At 25.6% G+C, this 20972-nt stretch carries 18 protein-coding genes, 2 tRNA genes and 1 other RNA gene; 14 read left to right on the top strand and 7 right to left on the bottom strand.

Features of this window, described 5'->3' with window-relative positions; translation table 4 throughout:
• Window positions 1-278 precede the first annotated feature (278 nt).
• Window positions 279-1697, bottom strand: a complete 1419-nt coding sequence (locus N9R85_RS02330) for a leucine-rich repeat domain-containing protein (protein WP_262858422.1) — start codon at window positions 1695-1697, stop codon at window positions 279-281.
• Window positions 1698-1774: 77 nt separating this feature from the next.
• Entirely contained in the window at window positions 1775-3370 is a 1596-nt protein-coding gene (locus N9R85_RS02335; RefSeq protein WP_262858423.1) for an MAG5620 family putative phospho-sugar mutase, read from the bottom strand.
• 142 nt (window positions 3371-3512) lie between these two features.
• Between N9R85_RS02335 and ychF the strand changes: the two genes are divergently transcribed.
• Window positions 3513-4613, top strand: coding sequence for a redox-regulated ATPase YchF (gene ychF, locus N9R85_RS02340; RefSeq protein ID WP_262858424.1), 1101 nt, complete (start codon window positions 3513-3515; stop codon window positions 4611-4613).
• 41 nt (window positions 4614-4654) lie between these two features.
• On the opposite strand, the gene N9R85_RS02345 is transcribed toward ychF, so the two are convergent.
• Together N9R85_RS02345 and rnpB are read right to left on the bottom strand one after the other, a co-directional pair.
• Window positions 4655-6379, bottom strand: coding sequence for a hypothetical protein (locus N9R85_RS02345; protein ID WP_262858425.1), 1725 nt, complete (start codon window positions 6377-6379; stop codon window positions 4655-4657).
• Between the two features lie 96 nt (window positions 6380-6475).
• Window positions 6476-6759: RNase P RNA component class B (rnpB, locus tag N9R85_RS02350), an RNA gene on the bottom strand.
• 96 nt (window positions 6760-6855) lie between these two features.
• Between rnpB and rpsT the strand changes: the two genes are divergently transcribed.
• The 8 genes from rpsT (at window position 6856) to aspS (ending at window position 14339) form a co-directional block, all read left to right on the top strand.
• Window positions 6856-7122 carry a 30S ribosomal protein S20 gene (rpsT, locus tag N9R85_RS02355; protein ID WP_205852311.1) on the top strand — a complete coding sequence of 89 codons (267 nt, stop codon included), beginning with the start codon at window positions 6856-6858 and terminating at the stop codon, window positions 7120-7122.
• Window positions 7123-7264: 142 nt separating this feature from the next.
• Window positions 7265-7879, top strand: coding sequence for a guanylate kinase (gmk, locus tag N9R85_RS02360; protein WP_262858426.1), 615 nt, complete (start codon window positions 7265-7267; stop codon window positions 7877-7879).
• Window positions 7872-8633 carry a PP2C family protein-serine/threonine phosphatase gene (locus tag N9R85_RS02365; RefSeq protein ID WP_262858427.1) on the top strand — a complete coding sequence of 254 codons (762 nt, stop codon included), beginning with the start codon at window positions 7872-7874 and terminating at the stop codon, window positions 8631-8633. The genes gmk and N9R85_RS02365 overlap by 8 nt, the downstream gene beginning before the upstream one ends.
• The gene (locus N9R85_RS02370) at window positions 8626-9645 is read left to right on the top strand and encodes a serine/threonine-protein kinase (RefSeq protein ID WP_262858428.1); all 1020 of its coding nucleotides are present in this window, start codon (window positions 8626-8628) and stop codon (window positions 9643-9645) included. The genes N9R85_RS02365 and N9R85_RS02370 overlap by 8 nt, the downstream gene beginning before the upstream one ends.
• Before the next feature lies 1 nt (window position 9646).
• The gene (gene rsgA, locus N9R85_RS02375) at window positions 9647-10480 is read left to right on the top strand and encodes a ribosome small subunit-dependent GTPase A (RefSeq protein WP_262858429.1); all 834 of its coding nucleotides are present in this window, start codon (window positions 9647-9649) and stop codon (window positions 10478-10480) included.
• Between the two features lie 10 nt (window positions 10481-10490).
• Window positions 10491-11162, top strand: a complete 672-nt coding sequence (locus tag N9R85_RS02380; RefSeq protein ID WP_262858430.1) for a ribulose-phosphate 3-epimerase — start codon at window positions 10491-10493, stop codon at window positions 11160-11162.
• 122 nt (window positions 11163-11284) lie between these two features.
• On the top strand, window positions 11285-12637 hold the full coding sequence (gene hisS / locus N9R85_RS02385; protein WP_262858431.1) for a histidine--tRNA ligase: 1353 nt from the start codon (window positions 11285-11287) through the stop codon (window positions 12635-12637).
• Entirely contained in the window at window positions 12630-14339 is a 1710-nt protein-coding gene (gene aspS / locus N9R85_RS02390) for an aspartate--tRNA ligase (RefSeq protein ID WP_262858432.1), read from the top strand. The genes hisS and aspS overlap by 8 nt, the downstream gene beginning before the upstream one ends.
• A gap of 108 nt (window positions 14340-14447) precedes the next feature.
• Here the strand turns inward: aspS and N9R85_RS02395 are convergent.
• A tRNA-Arg gene (locus N9R85_RS02395) sits at window positions 14448-14524 on the bottom strand.
• Between the two features lie 28 nt (window positions 14525-14552).
• Window positions 14553-14627: transfer RNA gene (locus N9R85_RS02400), tRNA-Cys, on the bottom strand.
• 287 nt (window positions 14628-14914) lie between these two features.
• On the opposite strand from N9R85_RS02400, the gene N9R85_RS02405 reads away from it, so the two are divergent.
• Both N9R85_RS02405 and N9R85_RS02410 read left to right on the top strand, forming a co-directional pair.
• Complete coding sequence (locus tag N9R85_RS02405) at window positions 14915-15073, top strand: hypothetical protein (RefSeq protein ID WP_262858433.1); 159 nt, start codon at window positions 14915-14917, stop codon at window positions 15071-15073.
• Window positions 15074-15076: 3 nt separating this feature from the next.
• Window positions 15077-16042 (top strand): hypothetical protein, encoded by a 966-nt coding sequence (locus N9R85_RS02410; protein WP_262858434.1) that lies wholly within the window; start codon window positions 15077-15079, stop codon window positions 16040-16042.
• Between the two features lie 23 nt (window positions 16043-16065).
• Here N9R85_RS02410 and N9R85_RS02415 read toward each other — a convergent pair whose 3' ends face one another.
• On the bottom strand, window positions 16066-16596 hold the full coding sequence (locus N9R85_RS02415) for a PTS sugar transporter subunit IIA (RefSeq protein ID WP_262858435.1): 531 nt from the start codon (window positions 16594-16596) through the stop codon (window positions 16066-16068).
• A 196-nt stretch (window positions 16597-16792) separates the two neighbouring features.
• On the opposite strand from N9R85_RS02415, the gene mnmA reads away from it, so the two are divergent.
• Genes mnmA through ruvX form a run of 3 tightly spaced genes read left to right on the top strand, consistent with a single transcriptional unit; the run spans window position 16793 to window position 20970 of the window.
• Window positions 16793-17917 (top strand): tRNA 2-thiouridine(34) synthase MnmA, encoded by a 1125-nt coding sequence (gene mnmA / locus N9R85_RS02420; protein WP_262858436.1) that lies wholly within the window; start codon window positions 16793-16795, stop codon window positions 17915-17917.
• Window positions 17918-17926: 9 nt separating this feature from the next.
• Window positions 17927-20551: an alanine--tRNA ligase gene (alaS, locus tag N9R85_RS02425; protein ID WP_262858437.1), complete on the top strand. Its 2625-nt coding sequence runs from the start codon at window positions 17927-17929 to the stop codon at window positions 20549-20551.
• Complete coding sequence (gene ruvX, locus N9R85_RS02430; RefSeq protein WP_262858438.1) at window positions 20539-20970, top strand: Holliday junction resolvase RuvX; 432 nt, start codon at window positions 20539-20541, stop codon at window positions 20968-20970. The genes alaS and ruvX overlap by 13 nt, the downstream gene beginning before the upstream one ends.
• The last annotated feature ends 2 nt before the right edge of the window (window positions 20971-20972 follow it).

Consider the following 20972-nt stretch of genomic DNA (forward strand, 5'->3'; position numbering starts at 1 on the left):
ATTTTTTGTTGTATAATTCATATGGTTCCTCGGTTCATGTGGGGCCATTTTTTTTATTAAAAAATTTCAAGTGCTCCACAATTATATTTTATATAAATTGTGTTGCACTTGAAATTACAATTTAGCAAAAAACTAGATATCTAGTTTTTTATTTATTGCGTTTAAACAATATTTGTTACTTGTTTTTTGCACATATAATAAGAAAAATATAACATAATTATTTTTTAAAAATAATATTAAATTCAACAAAAAATCTATTTCTATTATTTCAATTTATATTAGTTATGATTTTTTACTCAATTTGAACCTTCAATTATTTTTTTAAAATCATCATTTGTCATATTTTCAGGTAGTTGAGAATTTTCAAAACTTAGTGAATGGCTTCCTTTAAATGCCTTAATACTAATTGTAGTAACACTTGGCATTTTTACACTTTTAAGGCGATTATTATCTTGAAAAGCAGAAACATCAATTTTTGCCACTTCAGGCATATTTACACTAGTAAGAAATCTATTCTCTTCAAAAGCCCCGTATCCAATTTCTTTAACTTCCGGGATATTTATACTAGTAAGAGAATTATTTCTTTTAAAAGCTCCTTCTTCAATTACTTTAACTTTTTTGATATTTATAGTTTCAAGCAATTCGTTGTTAGCAAAAGCAAAACTACCAATTGTATAAACATTAGGCATACTTACATTGGTAAGAGATACATTATTATAAAAAGCAAGCGGCCAAATAGTAGTAACCTTTGGCATGTTTACCCTAATAAGAGATCTATTTTCACGAAAAGCTCAATTGCCAACTCATTTAACTTCAGGAGCATTTATGCTTTTAAGTAATACATTACCTAAAAAAGCTTTATCTCCAATTTTGGTAACTTTAGGCATATTTACACTTCTAAGGCAAGTATTATATCCGAAAGCCTTTTCTTCAATTTCAATAACTTTCGGAATATTTAGATTTTTTAGAGAACTATTCCCTTCAAAAGCAAAACTTCCGATTTTAGTAACATTAGGAATATTTATATTTTTAAGGTTAATGTTATTTATAAAAGTATTTTCCAGAATCTCAGTGACTTTCGGAATATTTATACTTTTGAGTGATTCGTTATTAGCAAAAGCGAAACTTCCGATTTTAGTAACATTTGTCATATCTATATTCCTAAGGTTAATGCTATTTTTAAAGACACTTTCTCCGATATGCGTAACTCTGGGCATACTTACACTTGTAAGAGAACTATCACCTTCAAATGCATTATCGTTAACACGAACAACTTCCGGAGCATTTACATTTATAAGAGAAGTGTTGTCTTTAAAAGCGTATGAACCAATTGTAATAACTTTTGGAATATTTATACTTTTAAGTGATGTATTACTTTTGAAAGCGTATTTTCCGATTATTTTAACACTTGGCATAATTACATTTATAAGAGAGTTATTGTTGGCAAAAGCATATTTTTCAATTTTTAAAACTTTTGGCATAATTAAATTTCTAATATTTATTTTGTCATTATTTTTAAAAGACAAACTATTTGGCAACTTCCATTTTAAGGACTTTATATTTAAATCTCTTTGAATCTCATATTTAATTTTGTTATTATGAATATATTTTTTAATACTTCCATTTTTTATAAACTTATATATATTGTTTTTATCAATTATAAATCAGTCTATTTTTAAATTCTCATTCCCTAACATTTTTATATACTCCTTTTTGTATCTAAGTTGATTTTTATTATTTTTTTACGATGTGAATCGAACTACTTAATATTTAGTTATGTTAATTTTTTTATAAATTTATTCAAGTTTATTTGCAACTTTTTGCTATAAAATAAATTACTTATTCATGATGTTTTTTTGTTTTTGCTTTCTATTTCTATTTTGAAATTTATTTTTTGTTTGAATTTATCATATGTTAAAGAAAAATTATTTGTTCTATTTTTGCTTTTTATTTCTCCTTTTATTAAATAATAAAAATCAGGAACTTCAACATTGATTTTTATTAAATTATCAAATCCATATTTTTTTGAAATTTTTGATTGATCAATAATTTTATTACCAATTAAAATAGATTTTTCCAACGAAGTTTTATAAGAGTAATTTTTTATTACAATGTTTGAATTATCATCAAGCATTTTTTTATATTTATATGCAAATAAATTGTTATTTATTTTATAATCGTATAACATCAAACAAAAGTTAAGAATAAAATCGAAATTTTCTAAATTTAAATTATAACTACTTGAATTAGAAAATTTATTTTTATTATATGCTAATAAAACATCATTGGATTTAAGCTCATTTTCAAATTTATATGAAATTGAATACATGTTCATTAAATTTAAAATATTCGAAGAAACATCATGGGGTAAAAAAATATTCTTATATACTATTTCTCCATTTTTCTTTCATTTTAAGTAACTATAATTAATATATAAGTATATTAATTCATCTTCTGATAATTTAATGTAACTGTTTTTAACACGAACTATTATTCTTAAATTACTATTTTGGTCTAAAATTATTATTAAATCAGCTTTATATGTTGTAGTATTAAATAATTTATATAAATTATAAAAATTAATATCATTAATAATATTTTTAGATAAACTACTTTGTAATTTAGAAACTTTAAAACCTGAATTTGATAGCATTTTTGTAATAATATAATTATCTTGTTTATTGCTTATAAGTGTTTGAATATGAAATGGAGGCTTTTTATATATTTTTCTAAATTTATTTATTTGTGGCTCAATTATTTTTTTGTCAATTACTCCAAAAAGTTTCTCGATATTTAATACCGTTGTATCGTGATTATTATTAGGTATAATCAATTTATTAAAACCATTTAATGCTTCAATTATTATGTTTTGATCATCAATTGAAATCATTTCATTGGAATTATAAATCTTAATATAGTATTTATTATTTGTTGGATTATAATCAAGCAGAATTGAATGTTTAATGTTCATGCCTTTAAGTGTATTTAAAATGATAAATTCATTAATTTCTTCTGTATTATAGGTAAAAATATCAGCACTATTTTTGTTTGCAATACTAATCATACTATTGAAAATTTTATTATCTATATTTTTGTTTTTACCCATTAAAATTTTTCTATTATTTTTTCTTAAATTAGTACAAAAAATATCGGTTATAGAAAGCACAGTAAAAAGGTTAAAGTTATTTAAACCTAATATTCAATTTGAATCAAATTCAATTCCATGAATTGTACTTTTAGGTTGTTTTAAAATATCAAGATTACTTTGCTCTGTTTCTTGAAATTTATTGATAAATTCTTCGTAAGTGCTATAAAATATTGATTCGTTATGGTAAAGACTATATCAATTTTTAAATAAATTTTTATTCATATTTTAATTATACTAATTTAATAATTCTTTGAACAAAAAATAGTGTCTTAATCCTAAAATAATAATTACCTTATTTGAAAAAATAACCTAGTAATTATTATTTTTGATATAATTAAATAAATTTTTAATTCAAAGGAGAAATATGTCATTAAAAGCAGGTATAGTTGGTTTACCCAATGTTGGTAAAAGCACATTATTTAGTGCTATTACAAAAAAGAAAGTAGAGTCTTCTAATTATGCGTTTACCACAATAGAACCAAACGTTTCTTCTGTTCCATTAATCGATCCAAGACTTCAACAAATAGCAAATTTAATTAATCCAGACAAAATTGTTTGAGCAACTTTTGATTTTGTTGATATTGCAGGTTTAGTCAAAGGTGCCTCAAAAGGTGATGGTTTAGGAAATAAATTTTTAGCTAATATTAGAGAAGTTGATGCAATAATACACGTAATAAGATGTTTTGATGATAAAAGGATTATGCATGTTGCTAACTCTGTAGATCCGGTTAGAGATAAAGAAATTATTAATTATGAATTAATTTTAGCTGATTATGAAACTATAACAAAAGTTTTAGATAGAGTTGCAAAAAAAGCAAAATCAGGTGATAAAGACGCTATAATTGAGCAAAATGCTGCTTTAAAAGTAAAAGATGCATTATTAGCTAATATTCCAGCAAGAGATGTAGAACTAGACGAAAAAGAAACAAAATTTATTAAAGGATATCATTTATTAACTTTTAAACCTATAATATATGTAGCAAATTTAGGTAATGATCAATTTATGGATTATGAAAATGATCAATTATTTTTACAATTAAAATCATCATTAAAAGATGATGAAAAGATTATCCCTATTTCTGTTCAGATTGAATCGGATCTTGTTGAAATTGAAGATGAAAATGAAAAAGCTGAGCTTTTAGAGATGTACGGAATCAAAAGAAGCGGACTAGATTTATTAACAAAAGAAGCTTTTGAATTATTAAGTTTAGAAACATATTTTACTGCAGGTAAAATTGAAGCTAGAGCATGAGTTTATCATAAAGGTTGAGAAGCCCCAAAATGTGCAGGTGTAATACATACAGATTTTGAGAAAAAATTTATTAAAGCAGAAGTTATTTCGTTTGATGATTACATTAAATACGGCGGTGAGCAAGGTGCTAAGAATGCCGGGAAAATGCGTCAAGAAGGAAAACAATATGTCATGCAAGATGGTGACATTTGCCACTTTAAATTCGGGAAATAATAAAAAACCAAAATACAATAGTTAAGTATTTTGGTTTTTTATTAATGTTTAATTTTTGAATAATAATAAGTTGTTAAGAGAGAATCTAATTTATCATCTACTCCATTAACAGAATTGTGGATAATTGTATTATTTTGATCGCTAATTTGATATATTTCTAAAGCTTTAAAGTCAAATGTATTATCTTGGTTTACAAAATAATTTCTTTTTATTAATTCATATTCCGCAATATTTGATGGGGTATAATTGATAAAATCAAAATTTATGTAGTTTGGGTATTTATTTTCTAAATACTGATAATATTTTTCATCAAGAAAATCAATATGTGATAATTTAAAAGAAATTAAATCGAGTTTTTCTTGATCGTCATTTGCTTCTATAGTATTAAATAATGATTCTTTTAAAATTTGATCATTATTTATTTTTTTAGAAATATAAGCGTTAAATGATTTTAAAATATCATTATTAAATTCTTGTTTTAAACCAGATAAGTAAATATCTCGTAATTCAGATTTAAACTCTTCAAATTTAGAAACACCTCTTAAATTTTTATGATTATAAGCTGTAACTATTTTATCTCTATATAAATTATTTAAGTACTCATCATACATTTTTAATTGATATTGTTCTATAGTTTTGTTATTATAAGCTGCTGCCATATCATTATAAATTGTAGTATTCAAAGTTGAATACAGATCATTTTCTAACGAAGAATTTATCCCTTTTGCAACCACTAACCCATCAACTAATAAAATATTATTTTTAAATTTAATTGTTTGTATTGTCCCATTTGGAATTTCGATTTCTTTATTTTCTTTGTTGTCAAATATCGTGAAACCATTTCCTTCGGAAAAATATGCATCTAATGCATCTCCGTTATACATTATTGCTGCGTTTACATCGATACGATTTTTATCTAATAATGATGCGATGATCCCTTGACCATCAGAATTAAATGATATGTGATTTCCAGTCGAAATATTAGTTTTAGTAGAGTTTTCGATAGTATAAATAAAATCATTTATTGATTCTTTGTAATTATTTTCATTTATTTTATTATTATGGTTTTGTTCTGAAGAACCATATAACATATTTACCCTTACAGCGTCTGTTATAACTAAATCTTTATAATTATTTTTAGATATTATATCTAGAATGTTTGTTATCGAATTATCATAAACATCATTTTTAAAAAATTGATTTTTATTAATTACATTATTTTGGTTTTTTATAGGGTTATAAGCAATTATTCCATCTTGGGCATAATAAGGCACAAAATATTTCCATAAATGTTTAGGTTGTTCAAACTTATTACCGTATGCGTCTTCCAATAATTGATCATCATATGATTCTAAATGTTTAAAAACATCTGGAGTATATATTTTTTTCAATATATTTTTTAACTCATCATCATTTTTAATATCTATTTTCAGTAATTTACTAAAGTTTATAGGTTGAATCAAATCTTTTTTTATTAATGTTATAGCTTGAAAATCACTACCAATACCTGCAGAAACTTTAAAGTTATTTAAAGCAGCAGTAAATTCGCTAACTTCATTAAATGTTTTATACTCAAATTTTTCGTTAAATTTATCTATTAGTGATTCGTTAATATAAGATTTGTAATTATAAAAAGCAGGTTTGTATTTTTTGTTAACTTTTAAAAGTGCTACTGTTGTTATGGTTATTGCCGCACCAACAAAACCAAATAAAATTGATATTTTTTTTATATTTTTTATTGAAAAAAAATTCTTAAAATTCTCCATTAGTTCCTTTACATTTTTTTATATTCATAATTGTATTATAATGAAGAAAAAAAACAACAAAAAAATAAAAAAACACCTTTTTAACGGGTGTTTTTGCAAAATAAGCCGTGTTCTGTACTTTAAATATTAAAGCGCTGATAATTTATCTAACATATCATATGATATGTTTCGCAAAATTGTTCATTTTCTATTTGCGATTCCCCTACCAAATTTGGGTTTCTAGCTCACGGAGTTTACCGCGTTTCACAATTCTCGTCTCTGTGGCACTTGTCGTCTAGGCTTAAGCTTATTTGGCTTAACGTGATCACTACTAACATCTCAGTTAGTGCTAGCACGGACTTTCCTCTACCATTCATAGTGGCAGCTATCAGCTATTGCATAAGTAAGTATAGCATAATAAAATTTATAATTTATTCAATTCTTTAAAAAATTTATTATAATATATTAGATTTTTCAATGAAAAAGGGAGGTTCAATATGGCAAATATTAAATCTAAAATTAAAAGTATAGCCAAGATGGAAGCAGCAAGAGTTAAAAATGCCGCTATGAAATCACGTGTTAAAACAGCTATACGTAAAGCTAGAGAAGCAGTTTTAGCTAATGACGCTAAAGCTAGTGAATTTGTTAATAAGGCACACCAAGTTATTGCTAAAGCAGTTTCTAAAGGTGTTTTCCACAAAAACAAAGGTGCTAGAAAACGTTCTCGTTTAGATGAATTTGTATTAAAAAATTCAAATAAATAATTGCATTATTTAAATTCAACTTTTGTTGAATTTTTTTATTTTTTCCCATAAAAAAACTTTAAAATAATGTGTTTTTTATGGGAAAATATCAATTAAAATTTTAAGGTTTTTTATTTTATAAAAATGTTATAATTATAGAAATATGAATAAGAAAAATACGAGTAAATTATGCCCAATTATTATCTTTTCAGGGCCTAGCGGAGTTGGTAAAGGGACAATAGAGAGATTGCTTTTTGAATTTGATGAGCTAAATTTATCTCTTTCTTGCTCTGCTACAACTAGAAAACCTAGAAATGGTGAATTAAATGGAGTTCACTATTATTTTCTTGACGTCGATAATTTTAGAGATAAAATTAAAAATCGTAAATTTATTGAATTTTCTTATCATTTAAATAATTACTATGGTACTTTATATTCTGAATTGGATAAAATACATAATAAAAATAAAATACCAATGTTAGAAATAGAGACAACTGGTGTAAGACAAATAATAAATAAACTTTCACATCATTCCTTTAATAATAAGTATAAATTAATTACAATTTTTGTTGCTCCACCTTCTATGGAAGATCTTAGAAGAAGAATTTTGATACGTGGATCAGAAAATTCAAAAACTTTAAAAGATAGATTATTAAAAGCTGAAATTGAAGTTTCTGAAGCGGATGAACTTTATAAATATAAAATAATCAATGATATTCCCGAAAGAGCAGCTAACGAGATTAGGGAAATATTGCATAAGGAGCTAGAACTTGATTAAAGAATATTTTTCAATTAGTGAAAAAGGAAATGTTCGAGAAAACAATGAAGATAAAGTTGAAGTATTTGAGAATGAATACTTCACTTTTGCTATATTATGCGATGGTATGGGTGGACACGATTTTGGTGAAATAGCTTCAGCAGTTACTATAACAACAATTAAAACTAATTTTATAAATTATTTCAAGTATATTAATTCAATAGAAACAAAAAACTTTTTTATTGAAGCTATAAACAAAGTTAAAGTAGAATTTAAAAATATTGCTAACCTGGATATTTCTAAATCTAATATGGGGACAACTTTTGTCGGAGTTTTATATATCAAAAAAGAAAATAAAATTTTTGTTTTTAATATAGGAGATTCAAGAGCTTATTTTTTAGATATCTTCGGTAACTTAACTCAAGTTACCGAAGATCAAAATTATGGAAATTTATTACTTAAAGGTACAAAAAAGGAAATTGATTTAGATATTAATTATACTTGAAAATACTTAACAAGTAGTATAGGTATAAATATGCCTACTACTATTCAATTTTTTGAATTTAATACTGATAAAGTAAATATACTTACTAAAGTTTTATTAACTTCTGATGGTCTGCATGATTACATAGATAAAAGTGATATAGAATCTATTTTGAAAAAAAATAAAGATTTGAAAGAAATATCAAGCATGTTGCTTGAAAAAGCTAAAATCAGCGAGTCGGATGATAATATGAGTTTAGTGCTATTAGATTTTGGAGTTAAGAATGAATAATAGTAACAACGAAACAATTAAAAGAACCGGGATAAGACCAGATTCTAAAATTAACGAAAAATATAAAATAATAAGATCTATCGGTAGTGGTGGTATGGGTTCAGTTTTCCAAGTTAGATTAAAAAATAACGAAAAGAATATATTTTATGCACTTAAATTTTTAAATAATATAGGCAATTCTGTTTCTAGAGAAAGATTTAGAAACGAAGTACAATTATTAAAAAAAATAAATCATAAGCATATTCCTAAGATAATCGAAGACTACGAAGATGAATTCGAAAGTTATTATGTTATGGAATATATTGATGGAGAAACTTTATATTCATTACTTAAAAAAACTAAAAGAATATCTATACATTTAGCTAATAATTACATTAGACAAATTGCTGAAACTTTAGGAGAATTACATTCTAGAAATATAATACATCGTGACTTAAAGTCACAAAACATCATGATCTCTAAAGATCATGATGTAAAAATTCTAGATTTAGGAATATCTGTATCTAAAGATACTCGAAAATTAACTAGAGAGAATTCTGTTGTTTGTTCTCCTTATTATGCTGCTCCTGAATTTTTAAATCCTAAATTAAAAAAAACTAAAGCAGTTGATATATATAGTTTAGGAATTTTATATTTTGAAATGTTGACAGGTAACTATCCTTTTTCTGGCAAGACGGATGTTGAAACTATATTAATGCATAGAGATAAAGAGTTTCCTGAGTCTACTAAATTTGTTGATTTGCCAAATTCTGTTAGAAATATAATAATAAAAGCGACCGCTAAAGATCCTAAAGATAGATATAATGATGTTTGAGAATTTAGAAAAGATGTTAAAACTTCTTTAAACGAAGAAAGAAAAATTGAAAAATTAATTTCTATTAAGACGATTAAGCCTAAAAAAACTATCGAAGGTTTCATTAATTCTCCAATTTTTCTTGGTGTTTCTTTGTTGCTTATTATTGTTTCTATATTAATTGTAGTAATTTTATTGAAAGTTTGGAATTTAATGTAATATGCAAAAATTTGTAGTACACGGAATTGTTGCTGGTATTTATGAGTTATACAAAAATAATGAAACGATTAAATTACCAGCAGCAGGAAAATTAAGGTATCAAGGTAGAAATCCTCTAGTTGGTGATAGAGTTTTGGTTAAAGAAAACCAAATTGTAGATATTCTAGAGAGAGAAAATGAATTAATAAGACCTAAGGTTGCTAATATTGATAGAATTTTTATTTTTATGTCTATAGAAGAACCGAATTTTAGCACATTTTTAGTTGATAAATATATGTCGATTATTGAAAATAAAAATATTGAACCAATTTTATGTATAACTAAAATTGATTTAAATAAGAATGAATCACAAAAGTATAAAGAGATTTACAACAATATGGGTTATAAAGTTATATTAGTTGACAATAATAATTTAAATATTGAACAATTTCACAACCTATTTAAAGAAAAATATTCGGTATTTATGGGGCAAAGTGGTGTCGGGAAGACTACAACAATAAATAATCTTGGTGGATTTAATTTTGAAACTAATATTATTTCAAAATCTCTTGGCAGAGGAAAACATACTACCCGGGAAGTTCGTGCTATTTCTTTACAAGAAGGTTTTTTGATTGACACCCCAGGTTTTTCATCGCTAAATTTAAATTTGTCACCTATAGAATTAGCTCAAAGCTATAAAGTTTTTAGAGAATTTTCGAAAACATGTAAATATCGTAGTTGTTTACATATTCATGAAAATTTTAAAGATTGTGCAGTAAAGCAAAATATAGATAACATAAAAATTACTGAAGAGAGATATAATAATTATTTAAAATTACAAAACGAAGTCAAATAAAGGAGTAAAAATGAAAAAATACGTTACACCAAGTTTACTAAATGTAAATTCAGAAGAAAGATTACAAATGGCAAACAAATTAATCGAAGAAGGAATAAAATGAATTCATTACGATGTAATGGATGGAAAATTTGTCGAAAATACAGCGATAACTGTTGAAGAAATTAAAAATATTAACAAAAACGGTAAAAATCATATTAAAGATGCTCATTTAATGGTGGTTAATCCATATGATTATGTAGAAGAGTTAAAGAATGATGTTGACATTTTAACATTTCATTACGAAGCGATTGAAGATGATTTAGAAAAATTTGATGATTTCTTGACCGCAAATAAACATGAATTAAAAATTGGGTTAGCCATAAAACCTGACACACCAGTTGATTTGATAGAAAACTTTTTAGATAGACTTGCTTTGGTTTTGGTTATGTCTGTGGAACCAGGTAAAGGTGGTCAAAAGTTTATAGATTCATCATTAGCTAAAATATCTCAATTAAAAAACATTAGACTTTCTAATTTTTATGATTTTTTAATACAAGTCGATGGTGGGATTAATGATTTAACAGGTCCTGAAGCATTTAAAAAAGGTGCCGATGCATGTGTTGCAGGTACATTTTTAGTTAAAAATCCAACAAAAAACACAATTAATTCTATTTTAGGTAAAAAATATTCTGAAAAATAAGATCTATTTTAAATAGATCCTTTTTATTTTAAATTTTAATTTAATAATTTTTAAATCAAAATAATATAAAATATATATAAAATTAAAAATACATCATAAATTTAGTTTATTAAAGGAGAAAAATGATTAATAAAATAAAAGGAACAAAAGATTATAATTTTTTAGAGTTCGACATTAAACATATGGTAACTTTAATATTTGAAGATATAGTTATAAAGCATGGTTTTAATTTTGTTGAAACACCTATTATTGAATATAAAAATCTTTTTGTTCGTTCAATGCAAGAATCGGAAATTGTAAATAAAGAAATATATGAATTTAAAGATAAATCTGAACGTGAAATTTCTTTGCGTCCTGAAGGGACTGCTCCTTTTGTTCGTGCTTATATCGAGAACAAATGACAACAAGACACTATTCAGAAATTTGCATATATTCAACCTATGTTCAGATATGAGCAACCACAAAAAGGTAGATATCGTCAGTTTTATCAAGCTGGAATTGAACATGTTGGAGAAAAATGTTATTTAAAAGATGCGGAAGCGATAATCGTTGCACATGAAATTTTAGAATACTTAGAAGTTGAGCATAAAATTTTATTAAATACAATTGGTGATAAAGAATCACGAAAAAAATATGAACTTGCATTAACTGAATATTTTAATAAACATTTAAATGAATTAAGTGAAGTTTCGCAAAAAAGAGTATTAACCGGTAAAGTACTTAGAATTTTAGATGATAAAAACGATTCTAAGAAGGAAATTGTAAAAAATGCTCCTAAAATTTATAATTATTTAACCGAAGAATCAAAGGAATATTTTAAAAACTTAAAGGACACTTTAGATAGATTTGGTATAGAATACGAGGTTTCTCCGCAACTTGTTCGCGGTTTAGATTATTATGACGAAACAGTTTTTGAATTAGTATCAACTAGTGAGATGTCCGGTTCGCAGTCTACTCTTATTGGCGGAGGAAGATATTCTAATTTAATTCATGAATTAGGAGGACCAAAAAACTTATCAAGTATTGGTTTCGGAATGGGTGTTGATCGGGTTATAGATGTTATTAGAAATAAATATATTGAAAGAACTAATTTTAATGAAGAGATAAATTACGTTGATGTTTTTGTTTCTAGTTCATTAGGGGGTCAAAGTAAAAATCAACTATTTGATTTGACATATAAACATTTAGTTCAAGTGTTAAATAATGTTCATTTTGAATATTCAACATTGAAGCCGAAAAAAGTTTTTGAGAAAGCAAAAAAACGTAATGCAAGCATTTTAATTTATGATGATATTAAAAACGAAGAAAATTTATTAACTGCAAAAAATTTACAAACAAATGACAAAATAATATTTTCATTCAATAATCAAGGAGTAGCTGATTTGCTAAGATTTATTGAAGAATGCGATATTTCTGATTTAGATGTTAACAATATTGAAAATTATATTGAGGAGAACTTACTTAAAGATGAATAAGACAATTAAAAATAATGAATTAAGATTGACTGACGTAGATAAAGAAGTCATTTTATATGGTTGGGTAGCTAACAAGCGTAAATTTGGTGAGTTAAGTTTTGTCGATCTAAGAGATAAATACGGAATTACACAATTAGTATTTAAAGGTAATATAAATTTTAATAAAGAAAGTGTTTTAAAAGTTAAAGGTATTGTTGTTGAAAGGAAAGATAAAAATCCTAACTTAGAAACAGGAGATATTGAAATTAATGTTTTAGAACATGAAGTTTTATCTTTATCTAAAGAGCAATTACCTTTTCAAATCAGAGATGATATTGATACAAAAGAAGAATTAAGACTTAAATATCGCTTTTTAGATTTAAGAAGACCTATAATGCAAAAAACAATAGCAACTAGAAATAAATTCATTTTTGCTATTAGAGAATATCTACAAAATATAGATTTTACCGAGATAGAAACTCCAATTTTATCTAAAGCAACACCTGAAGGTGCACGTGATTTTTTAGTTCCAACACGTAATTATAGTTCTTTTTATGCTTTACCACAAAGTCCTCAATTATTTAAACAATTATTGATGGTATCTGGGTTTGAAAAATATTTCCAAATAGCACGCTGTTTTAGGGATGAAGATTCACGTAAAGATCGTCAACCTGAATTTACACAATTAGATATCGAAACAAGCTTTTTAGATGTAGAAACCTTTCAAGGTTATATTGAAAAAATGTTTCAATATGCATTTAAAAAAGTTTTAAATGTTGATTTAAAAATACCTTTTGACCGTGTTGAATATGATCAATGCATTAGAGATTATGGTTCAGATAAACCTGACTTTAGGTTTGAAAATAAGATAGTAGATGTTAAAGAATTTTTTGAAGGATCTGATTTTAATATTATTTCAGGTGCCGAATCTATTAGAATGTTAAAAATTGACGAATTAATTAACAAAAAAGACCATAAAAAATTAGAAGAAATAGCAAAGAAAAATAAGGCTAATGCTCTATTTTATTTTGTTGTAGAAAACAATCAAATATTATTAACTAATTTTGCTTCGAAAGCCCAAGAATATGTAGACAAATTAATTAATTCACAAAAGAATAAAGATGGTTCATATTTAATTGTTGCTAATAAATATGAAAATGCTTCGCAAGCATTAGGAGCATTACGTGTTGAGTTAAATTCTTGATTCAATTGAGCTAATGAAGATGAGTTTAATTTTAAATGAGTAGTTAAATTCCCTATGTTTGAATATAATGAAGAAAATGATTCGTGAGCTGCAGCGCATCACCCTTTTACACAATTTGATCACTCTTTAGAAGAAATAGATAAAATGGATAAATCACTTATTAAGGCAAAAAGTTATGACTTAGTAATGAATGGATTTGAATTAGGTTCTGGATCTGCTAGAATACATCAAAAAGAAGTTCAAGAAAAGATGTTTGATTTAATTAATTTAACAAAAGAACAACAACAAGCTAAGTTTGGATTCTTCTTAAAAGCCTTAGAATATGGAGTTCCGCCACATTGTGGAATCGGTTTAGGAATTGATCGTATTATTATGTTAATTACAAAACATAAAACAATTAGGGATGTTATAGCATTTCCTAAAAATTCAAGAAATGAGGATTTATTCACTAAAGCTCCTTCTGGTGTTGATGAAGAACAATTGAATGAATTATTTTTACAAATAAAACCTGTTAAATAAAATTATTAAATTGCTTTCACTTTTCTAGTGAAAGTATTTTTTAATATAAAAAAATCTCTATGAAACTTATTAATCATAGAGATTTTTAATTTGGTGAAATAAATCAAATGGCGCGCCCGGCAGGAGTCGAACCCGCAACCTTTAGGGCCGTAACCTAACACTCTGTCCAATTGAGCTACGGGCGCATTTTATAATACTAAATAATTAAAATTTTGGAGGCACCAACGGGATTCGAACCCGTAATCAAAGTTTTGCAGACTCATGCCTTGGCCATTTGGCTATGGTGCCGTTTAAATAATTAGCAAGATTATTATATAACATTTTTTAAATTTGTAAAACAAATAATTCTATATTATTTTTTAATGATTTTTAAGTTTGTTGTCGAAAAGTTTATTTTTATAAAATAAAAATGAATATTTAAGTGTTTTCCATTAAATTGAATAAAACATTCAAATATTTTTGTTTTTTTAAAAAATGAGTGTAGTGGTTAAAGATGCATAAAAATATAGTTAAATTACCAATTTTATATAATTTTTGTGTAAAAATTAGAAGGGAAGAAAGTAATCCAAAATAAAATGAAAATAAAATTAAAAAATATATTATTAATTTCAGCTATTTTAACAGGAGTTATACCGCTAGGCATTTCATGTTCTAGTCAACAAAACGAAAAAAAGGTTGATGAAACAAAAGCTAACGAAACAAATGATTCTTCAAATGAAGTAAGCAATGAATAAGTTATGGTAACTGAATTTTTATCTTTAAAGGATGAATCGAAATTTAGAGAAATGATTGTTAATTACTACAAAGAAAAGAAACCAAAAAATGTTGAAGAAACAGGAATTTTAGTTCAAGGTTATAATTTGAATAAGGACGAAAACAAAAATAACGGAATTCCTTTTTATGGTTTAAAAGGTATGAGCGATGGTGATAACAACATAATTTTTGTAATTAAAGATGGTTTTAATGCTAATGATTTTGAGTTAATCAAAAGAGATCTTGAATCAGTAATCAAAAAAGATGACGAAAATAAAAAATGATTGATTAACATAAAACTAAAATATAAGAATGTTGATAAAAATCAAACATTTGAAATAGCATTTGGAAATGAAATTGAAGAAATAAAAAATATAAAAGCTGAAGAATCGAACGATAGTAATGCAAATACAAATATAGGAACAGGAAATTCTTCTGAAACTACCACAACTACAGCGAATGATAGTAATACAAACGACAATAGTTCTTCAAATCCGTCAAATGATGAAAATCCTTCAATGCAAACAACTCCGGAAACAACAACTAGTGAGACTAAAAAAGAAAATGTTGAATCAAACTCAAAAGAAACTAAAGAAGAAAGTTTGGTAAAAGAAGGAACCGAAGAAGAAAAAAATAAATATTTTAATTTAGATAAAGAAAAATTTTATTTAAAGTATAAAGAAAAAACCGCTAATAATAAAACTGTAGATAAAATGCAACTTTATAAAGTTGGCAATATTTCCTTTTATGGAGTAAAAGGTGGAGGGAATAGTCAAGATAATAGAGTATTGGTTTTAAAATCTGAAGAAGATTTAAATGCATTATTTAAAAGTAATAAAAAAATAGATTTATCAAAGGAAGGAAATAAATTTACTTTTACAGTTATCCTTTTAGTGAATAATGAACAAAAATCATTTAAATTTGAAATAGAAGAAAAAGTAAATAATTAAAAAAAGAGCGAAGGCTCTTTTTATTATTCAACATTAACTACAGGTTGTGACATTTCTAATTTATCACCTGTTTTGTAATTATTTAAAATGTTTAATGTATTTGTGTTTGATTCTGGTAGAACTACAACCATTGTTGTTGTGTCTAAATTATTTTCGTTTAACACATTAAGGTCAACACTAACAAGAGGTTGCCCTTTAGAAACAGAATCACCAACATTCACTAAGGTTTCAAAACCTTTACCATCTAGACCGACAGTTTCAATACCTATATGAATTAATACATTTATTCCTTTATCGTTTACTATACCAATAGCATGTTTTGAAGGAAAAACCAATTTAATTGAACCATCAATTGGTGAAAGAATATCGATTACACCTTCTTTTTCTTCTAATTCTACTGCAAAACCATTACCCATTGCTAACGAACTAAAGGCAGGATCTTTAACATCAGTTAATTTAACATATTTCCCGTTTGCTACAGGGTATAATTCTGTTAATTTAGATTCGTTTTTTTCTTCAAATTTACTAAATATTTTCTTTAATTTTTCAAACATAAATATCCTTTCTAATGATTAACTATTATACATTTTTAAATACTTTTCAATTCTATTGAATAAAATATTTAAAAAAATATTTTTATAATTAATTTTTTGATATTAAAAAAGTAAGTTTTTTATTATAATTTAAATAATATTATTATTTTATAATAAATACAGATTTTAGTTTTTAAAATCTGTGGAACGAGGCTAAATGGATAAAAAAAATATTAAAGTTGTAATCGGTATGAGTGGTGGTGTTGACTCATCGGTTGCTGCATATTTATTAAAAAAAGAAGGTTACGATGTTGAAGGTTTATTCATGCGTAATTGAGATTCAATAGTTAATAATGATATTTTAGGTAATAAAGAGATAAACAATGAGATTTGTACTCAAGAAATGGATTATCATGATGCTCAATTAGTTGCAGACAAACTTGGTATTAAATTACATAGAGTAGATTTTGTTGCAGAATATTGAAATAACGTTTTTCAAAATTTTATTGACGAATATAAAAAAGGGAGAACTCCAAATCCAGATATTTTATGTAATAAATTCATAAAATTTAATGCATTTGCTAAGTACGCATTTAGTGTCTTAAAAGCAGATTATATTGCTATGGGACATTATGCACATGTATTAGATGGTCGTTTATATAGAGCAAAAGATCAAAATAAAGATCAAACTTATTTTTTATCACAATTAACACATGAGCAACTTAAGAAAGTTAAAATGCCACTGTGAAATTTAGAAAAAACTGAGATAAGAGAAATTGCCAAGGAACAAAATTTAGCTACAGCATCTAAGAAGGATTCTACTGGTATTTGTTTTATTGGTGAGCGTAATTTCACACAATTCTTGCAAAATTATATCCCGGCACAAAGTGGAGATATTGTTGATATAACTACCCAAAAAGTAGTTGGTAAACATGTAGGTTCTTTTTATTACACAATTGGACAACGTAAAGGTTTAAATTTAGGAGGAATGAGCGAACCATATTATGTTTGTGGTAGAGATGTTCATAAAAATATAATATACGTAGCCCCAAACTCTAGACCTGAATTTTTAGAATCAGATGCATTAATAGCTTCTGGCTATACATCCAACCATGATGATTATAATTTAGATAATTTAACCGCAAAGTTTAGATATAGACAAACTGATGTTCATGTAAGGTTAGAAATTTTAGATGAAAATAGAATAAAAGTTTATTATCCACAAAAATCGCTTGCAGTTACACCAGGACAACAAGTTGTTTTATATGATGGAGAAAAATGTATTGGCGGCGCAACAATAGATGAAATTTATATCGATAATAAAAAAATCGATTATATTTAAGGAGTTAATATGAATTCAAAATTAATTAGAGAAAAATGACTTAATTTCTTCGAATCAAAAGGTCATTTTATCCAACCTTCAAAAAGTTTGGTCCCACAAAATGATCCATCACTTTTATGAGTAAATAGTGGTGTAGCTACTTTAAAAGATTATTTTTCAGGAAAAAAAATACCTCCTTCAAAAAGAATTGCTAACTCACAAAAATCAATTCGTACAAACGATATCGAAAACGTTGGTGTTACAGCAAGACACCATACTTTTTTCGAAATGTTAGGTAATTTTTCTATAGGTGATTATTTTAAAAAAGAGGCAATTGAATTTGCTGCAGAATTTTTAATTAACGAATTGAAATTAGAAAAAGAAAAATTATACTTTACTTACTATTTCGAAGATTTAGAAACTAAAAAAATATGAATTGAACAAGGTTTTGATGAATCACACATGATACCAGGTGATAAAGATACCAACTTTTGAGAAGTTGGTTCTGGACCTTGTGGACCTAATACAGAAATTTTTTATGATCGTGGTGAAAAATATGATTCAAGAGGAATTGAATTACTTAAAGAAGATTTAGAAAATGATAGATATATTGAAATTTGAAATATAGTTTTTTCAACCTTTAATTCTGATGGAAATGGTAATTATACCGAATTAAAACAAAAAAATATCGATACTGGAGCTGGCTTAGAACGTATAGTTTCAATATTACAAGATGCACCAACAAACTTTGATACAGATTTATTTTTACCAATAATTCATAAAATCGAAGAGTATACAACTCAAAAATATGTTATTGAAAATTATTTTGAAAAAGACCCTATTCAAGCAGAAATTAATACTAACTTTAAAATAATTGCAGATCATATGAGAACCGTTGTTAATGCTCTTGCGGATGGTGCTAAACCATCAAACACTGGTCGTGGTTATATTTTAAGAAGATTAATTAGACGTAGTTCTTACAAGGCAATTTCACTTGGTATAAATGATTTATTTTTATATAAATTAGTTAAAGTTGTTAAAGAAACTTTACCTTTTGAATATGAAACAAAAAGAATTGAAGAGATGATTAAACAAGAGGAAATAACTTTCTTAAAAACAATCGATAATGGTAAAAAATTATTAGATAAATACATAGACGAAAATGTTAAAGTATTTCCTGGTGATGTTGCTTTTAAATTATTTGAAACATACGGTTTTCCAATTGAATTAACAACTGAAATTCTTGAACAAAAAAATATCTCTATTGAAACAGAATCTTTTGAAGAAGCTAAGCTAAAACATTCAGAAGCAAGTAAACACTCTAAAGTTTCTGGTATGGATAAAGTTATTAACTCATTAACAATAATTAAATCAAAAGTAGATAAATTTATTGGTTATACTAATCTTGAATCGGAAAGCAATATTTTGTATTTATTGAACACTGAAAACGAAATAGATTCTTCAGATCAAATAAGTTATGTTGTATTGGATGAAACTCCTTTTTACGCAACAAGTGGTGGTCAAAAACACGATAGAGGTTACATACAACAAGGCAATAATAAAATTTTAATTTTAGATGTTTTTAAAGATAAATTTGGAAATCATATTCATAAAGTAGAAGGTACAATTGATAAAAAAATACCAGTACACTGTTATGTAGATCCTGTAATTAGACTAGGATTAGAAAGAAACCATTCAGGTACACACTTATTATTCCGTGCTTTAAGAGAAGTTTTAGGAAATGAAGTTAAACAATTAGGTAGTGATAATAATGAAGAAAGATTAACTTTTGATTTACCTTCCGAAACTAAACCTACCGAAGAACAAATCGAGAGAGTCGAACAATTAGTACGTAGTTTTATTGCTCAAAAAGCTAATCGTGAATATTTAATGATGTCTACAGAACAAGCTAAGCAAATGGGTGCAATTATGACATTAGAAGAAAATGAATATATGGATCCTAATTTTGTTAGAATTGTTGAATTCGAAAATATAACTGCCGATTTATGTGGCGGGACACACTTATCTAACACAGAAAAGCTTGAAAACTTTAAAATAACTAATGTTGAGAAAAAAGCTGCAGGTGTTTATAGAATCAGAGCGATTTCTTCAAATCTATTAGTTGATGAATTTTTAGATGATCAAAAAAATCAACTTATTGTTGAAGTTGAAAACTTAATTGAACGTAATATAAAATTAGATTCTAACTATCAATTTAACCTAGAAATACCTGATGATAACGAAGATGCTATTAGATATTTAAAGAATATAAGTAGTTTAATACGTAATGATTATGTTTCTATAATGAAAAAACAAGAAAATGATTTTAGTTTTGATTTTGATAATATCAAAAAAGAAATTATAAATAATAAAGAATTAATTTACTTAGAAAATATTGATAAAAAAACAATTAAAAATATCGCTACAACTTTAAGAGAAAAAAATGTTAATTCTATAGTTATTGCTATTTCTGATGATTCTAATCCTATGTTAGTTGTTTCTTCAAAAAAATATGATTCTAAATATATTGCGACTCAAATTTTTGATAAATTTAATGGAAAAGGTGGTGGAAATTCTATTTTAACAATGGGTAAAATAGAATCAAAGGATCAAATTAAAAACTTTATAGTTGAAAGCTTAAAATGAGAAAATTAGGACTGGATTTAGGAACAAAATCTTGTGGTTTCGCAATTACTGATGAGAGTGAAATAATTTCTTCATCAATTGAAAATTTTATGTTTGAAGAAAATAATTTCAACTTTGTAATTGAAAGAATAAAGTATTATTTATCAATCTACAAAATAGATGGTTTTGTATTAGGTTATCCCCTTAAAATAAGCGGAGATAAAAGTGATAGAACTTTAATGGTAGAAGAATTTAAAGTTTTGCTTGAGAAAAATTTTAATATACCAATAATGCTTGTAAATGAACAATATTCTACAAAAAGAGCTAAAGAAATTTTAAAACAAGGTGGCCTAAACACTACAAAAAGCAAAAAATATAAAGATAGTTTAGCTGCACAAATCATCTTAAATGATTATTTAGATTATTACAAACATAAGTGAGGTAAATAATT

The organism is Mycoplasma sp. CSL7503-lung (assembly GCF_025515455.1).
In the GTDB taxonomy this organism is placed as follows: Bacteria; Bacillota_I; Bacilli_A; order Mycoplasmatales; family Metamycoplasmataceae; genus Mycoplasmopsis.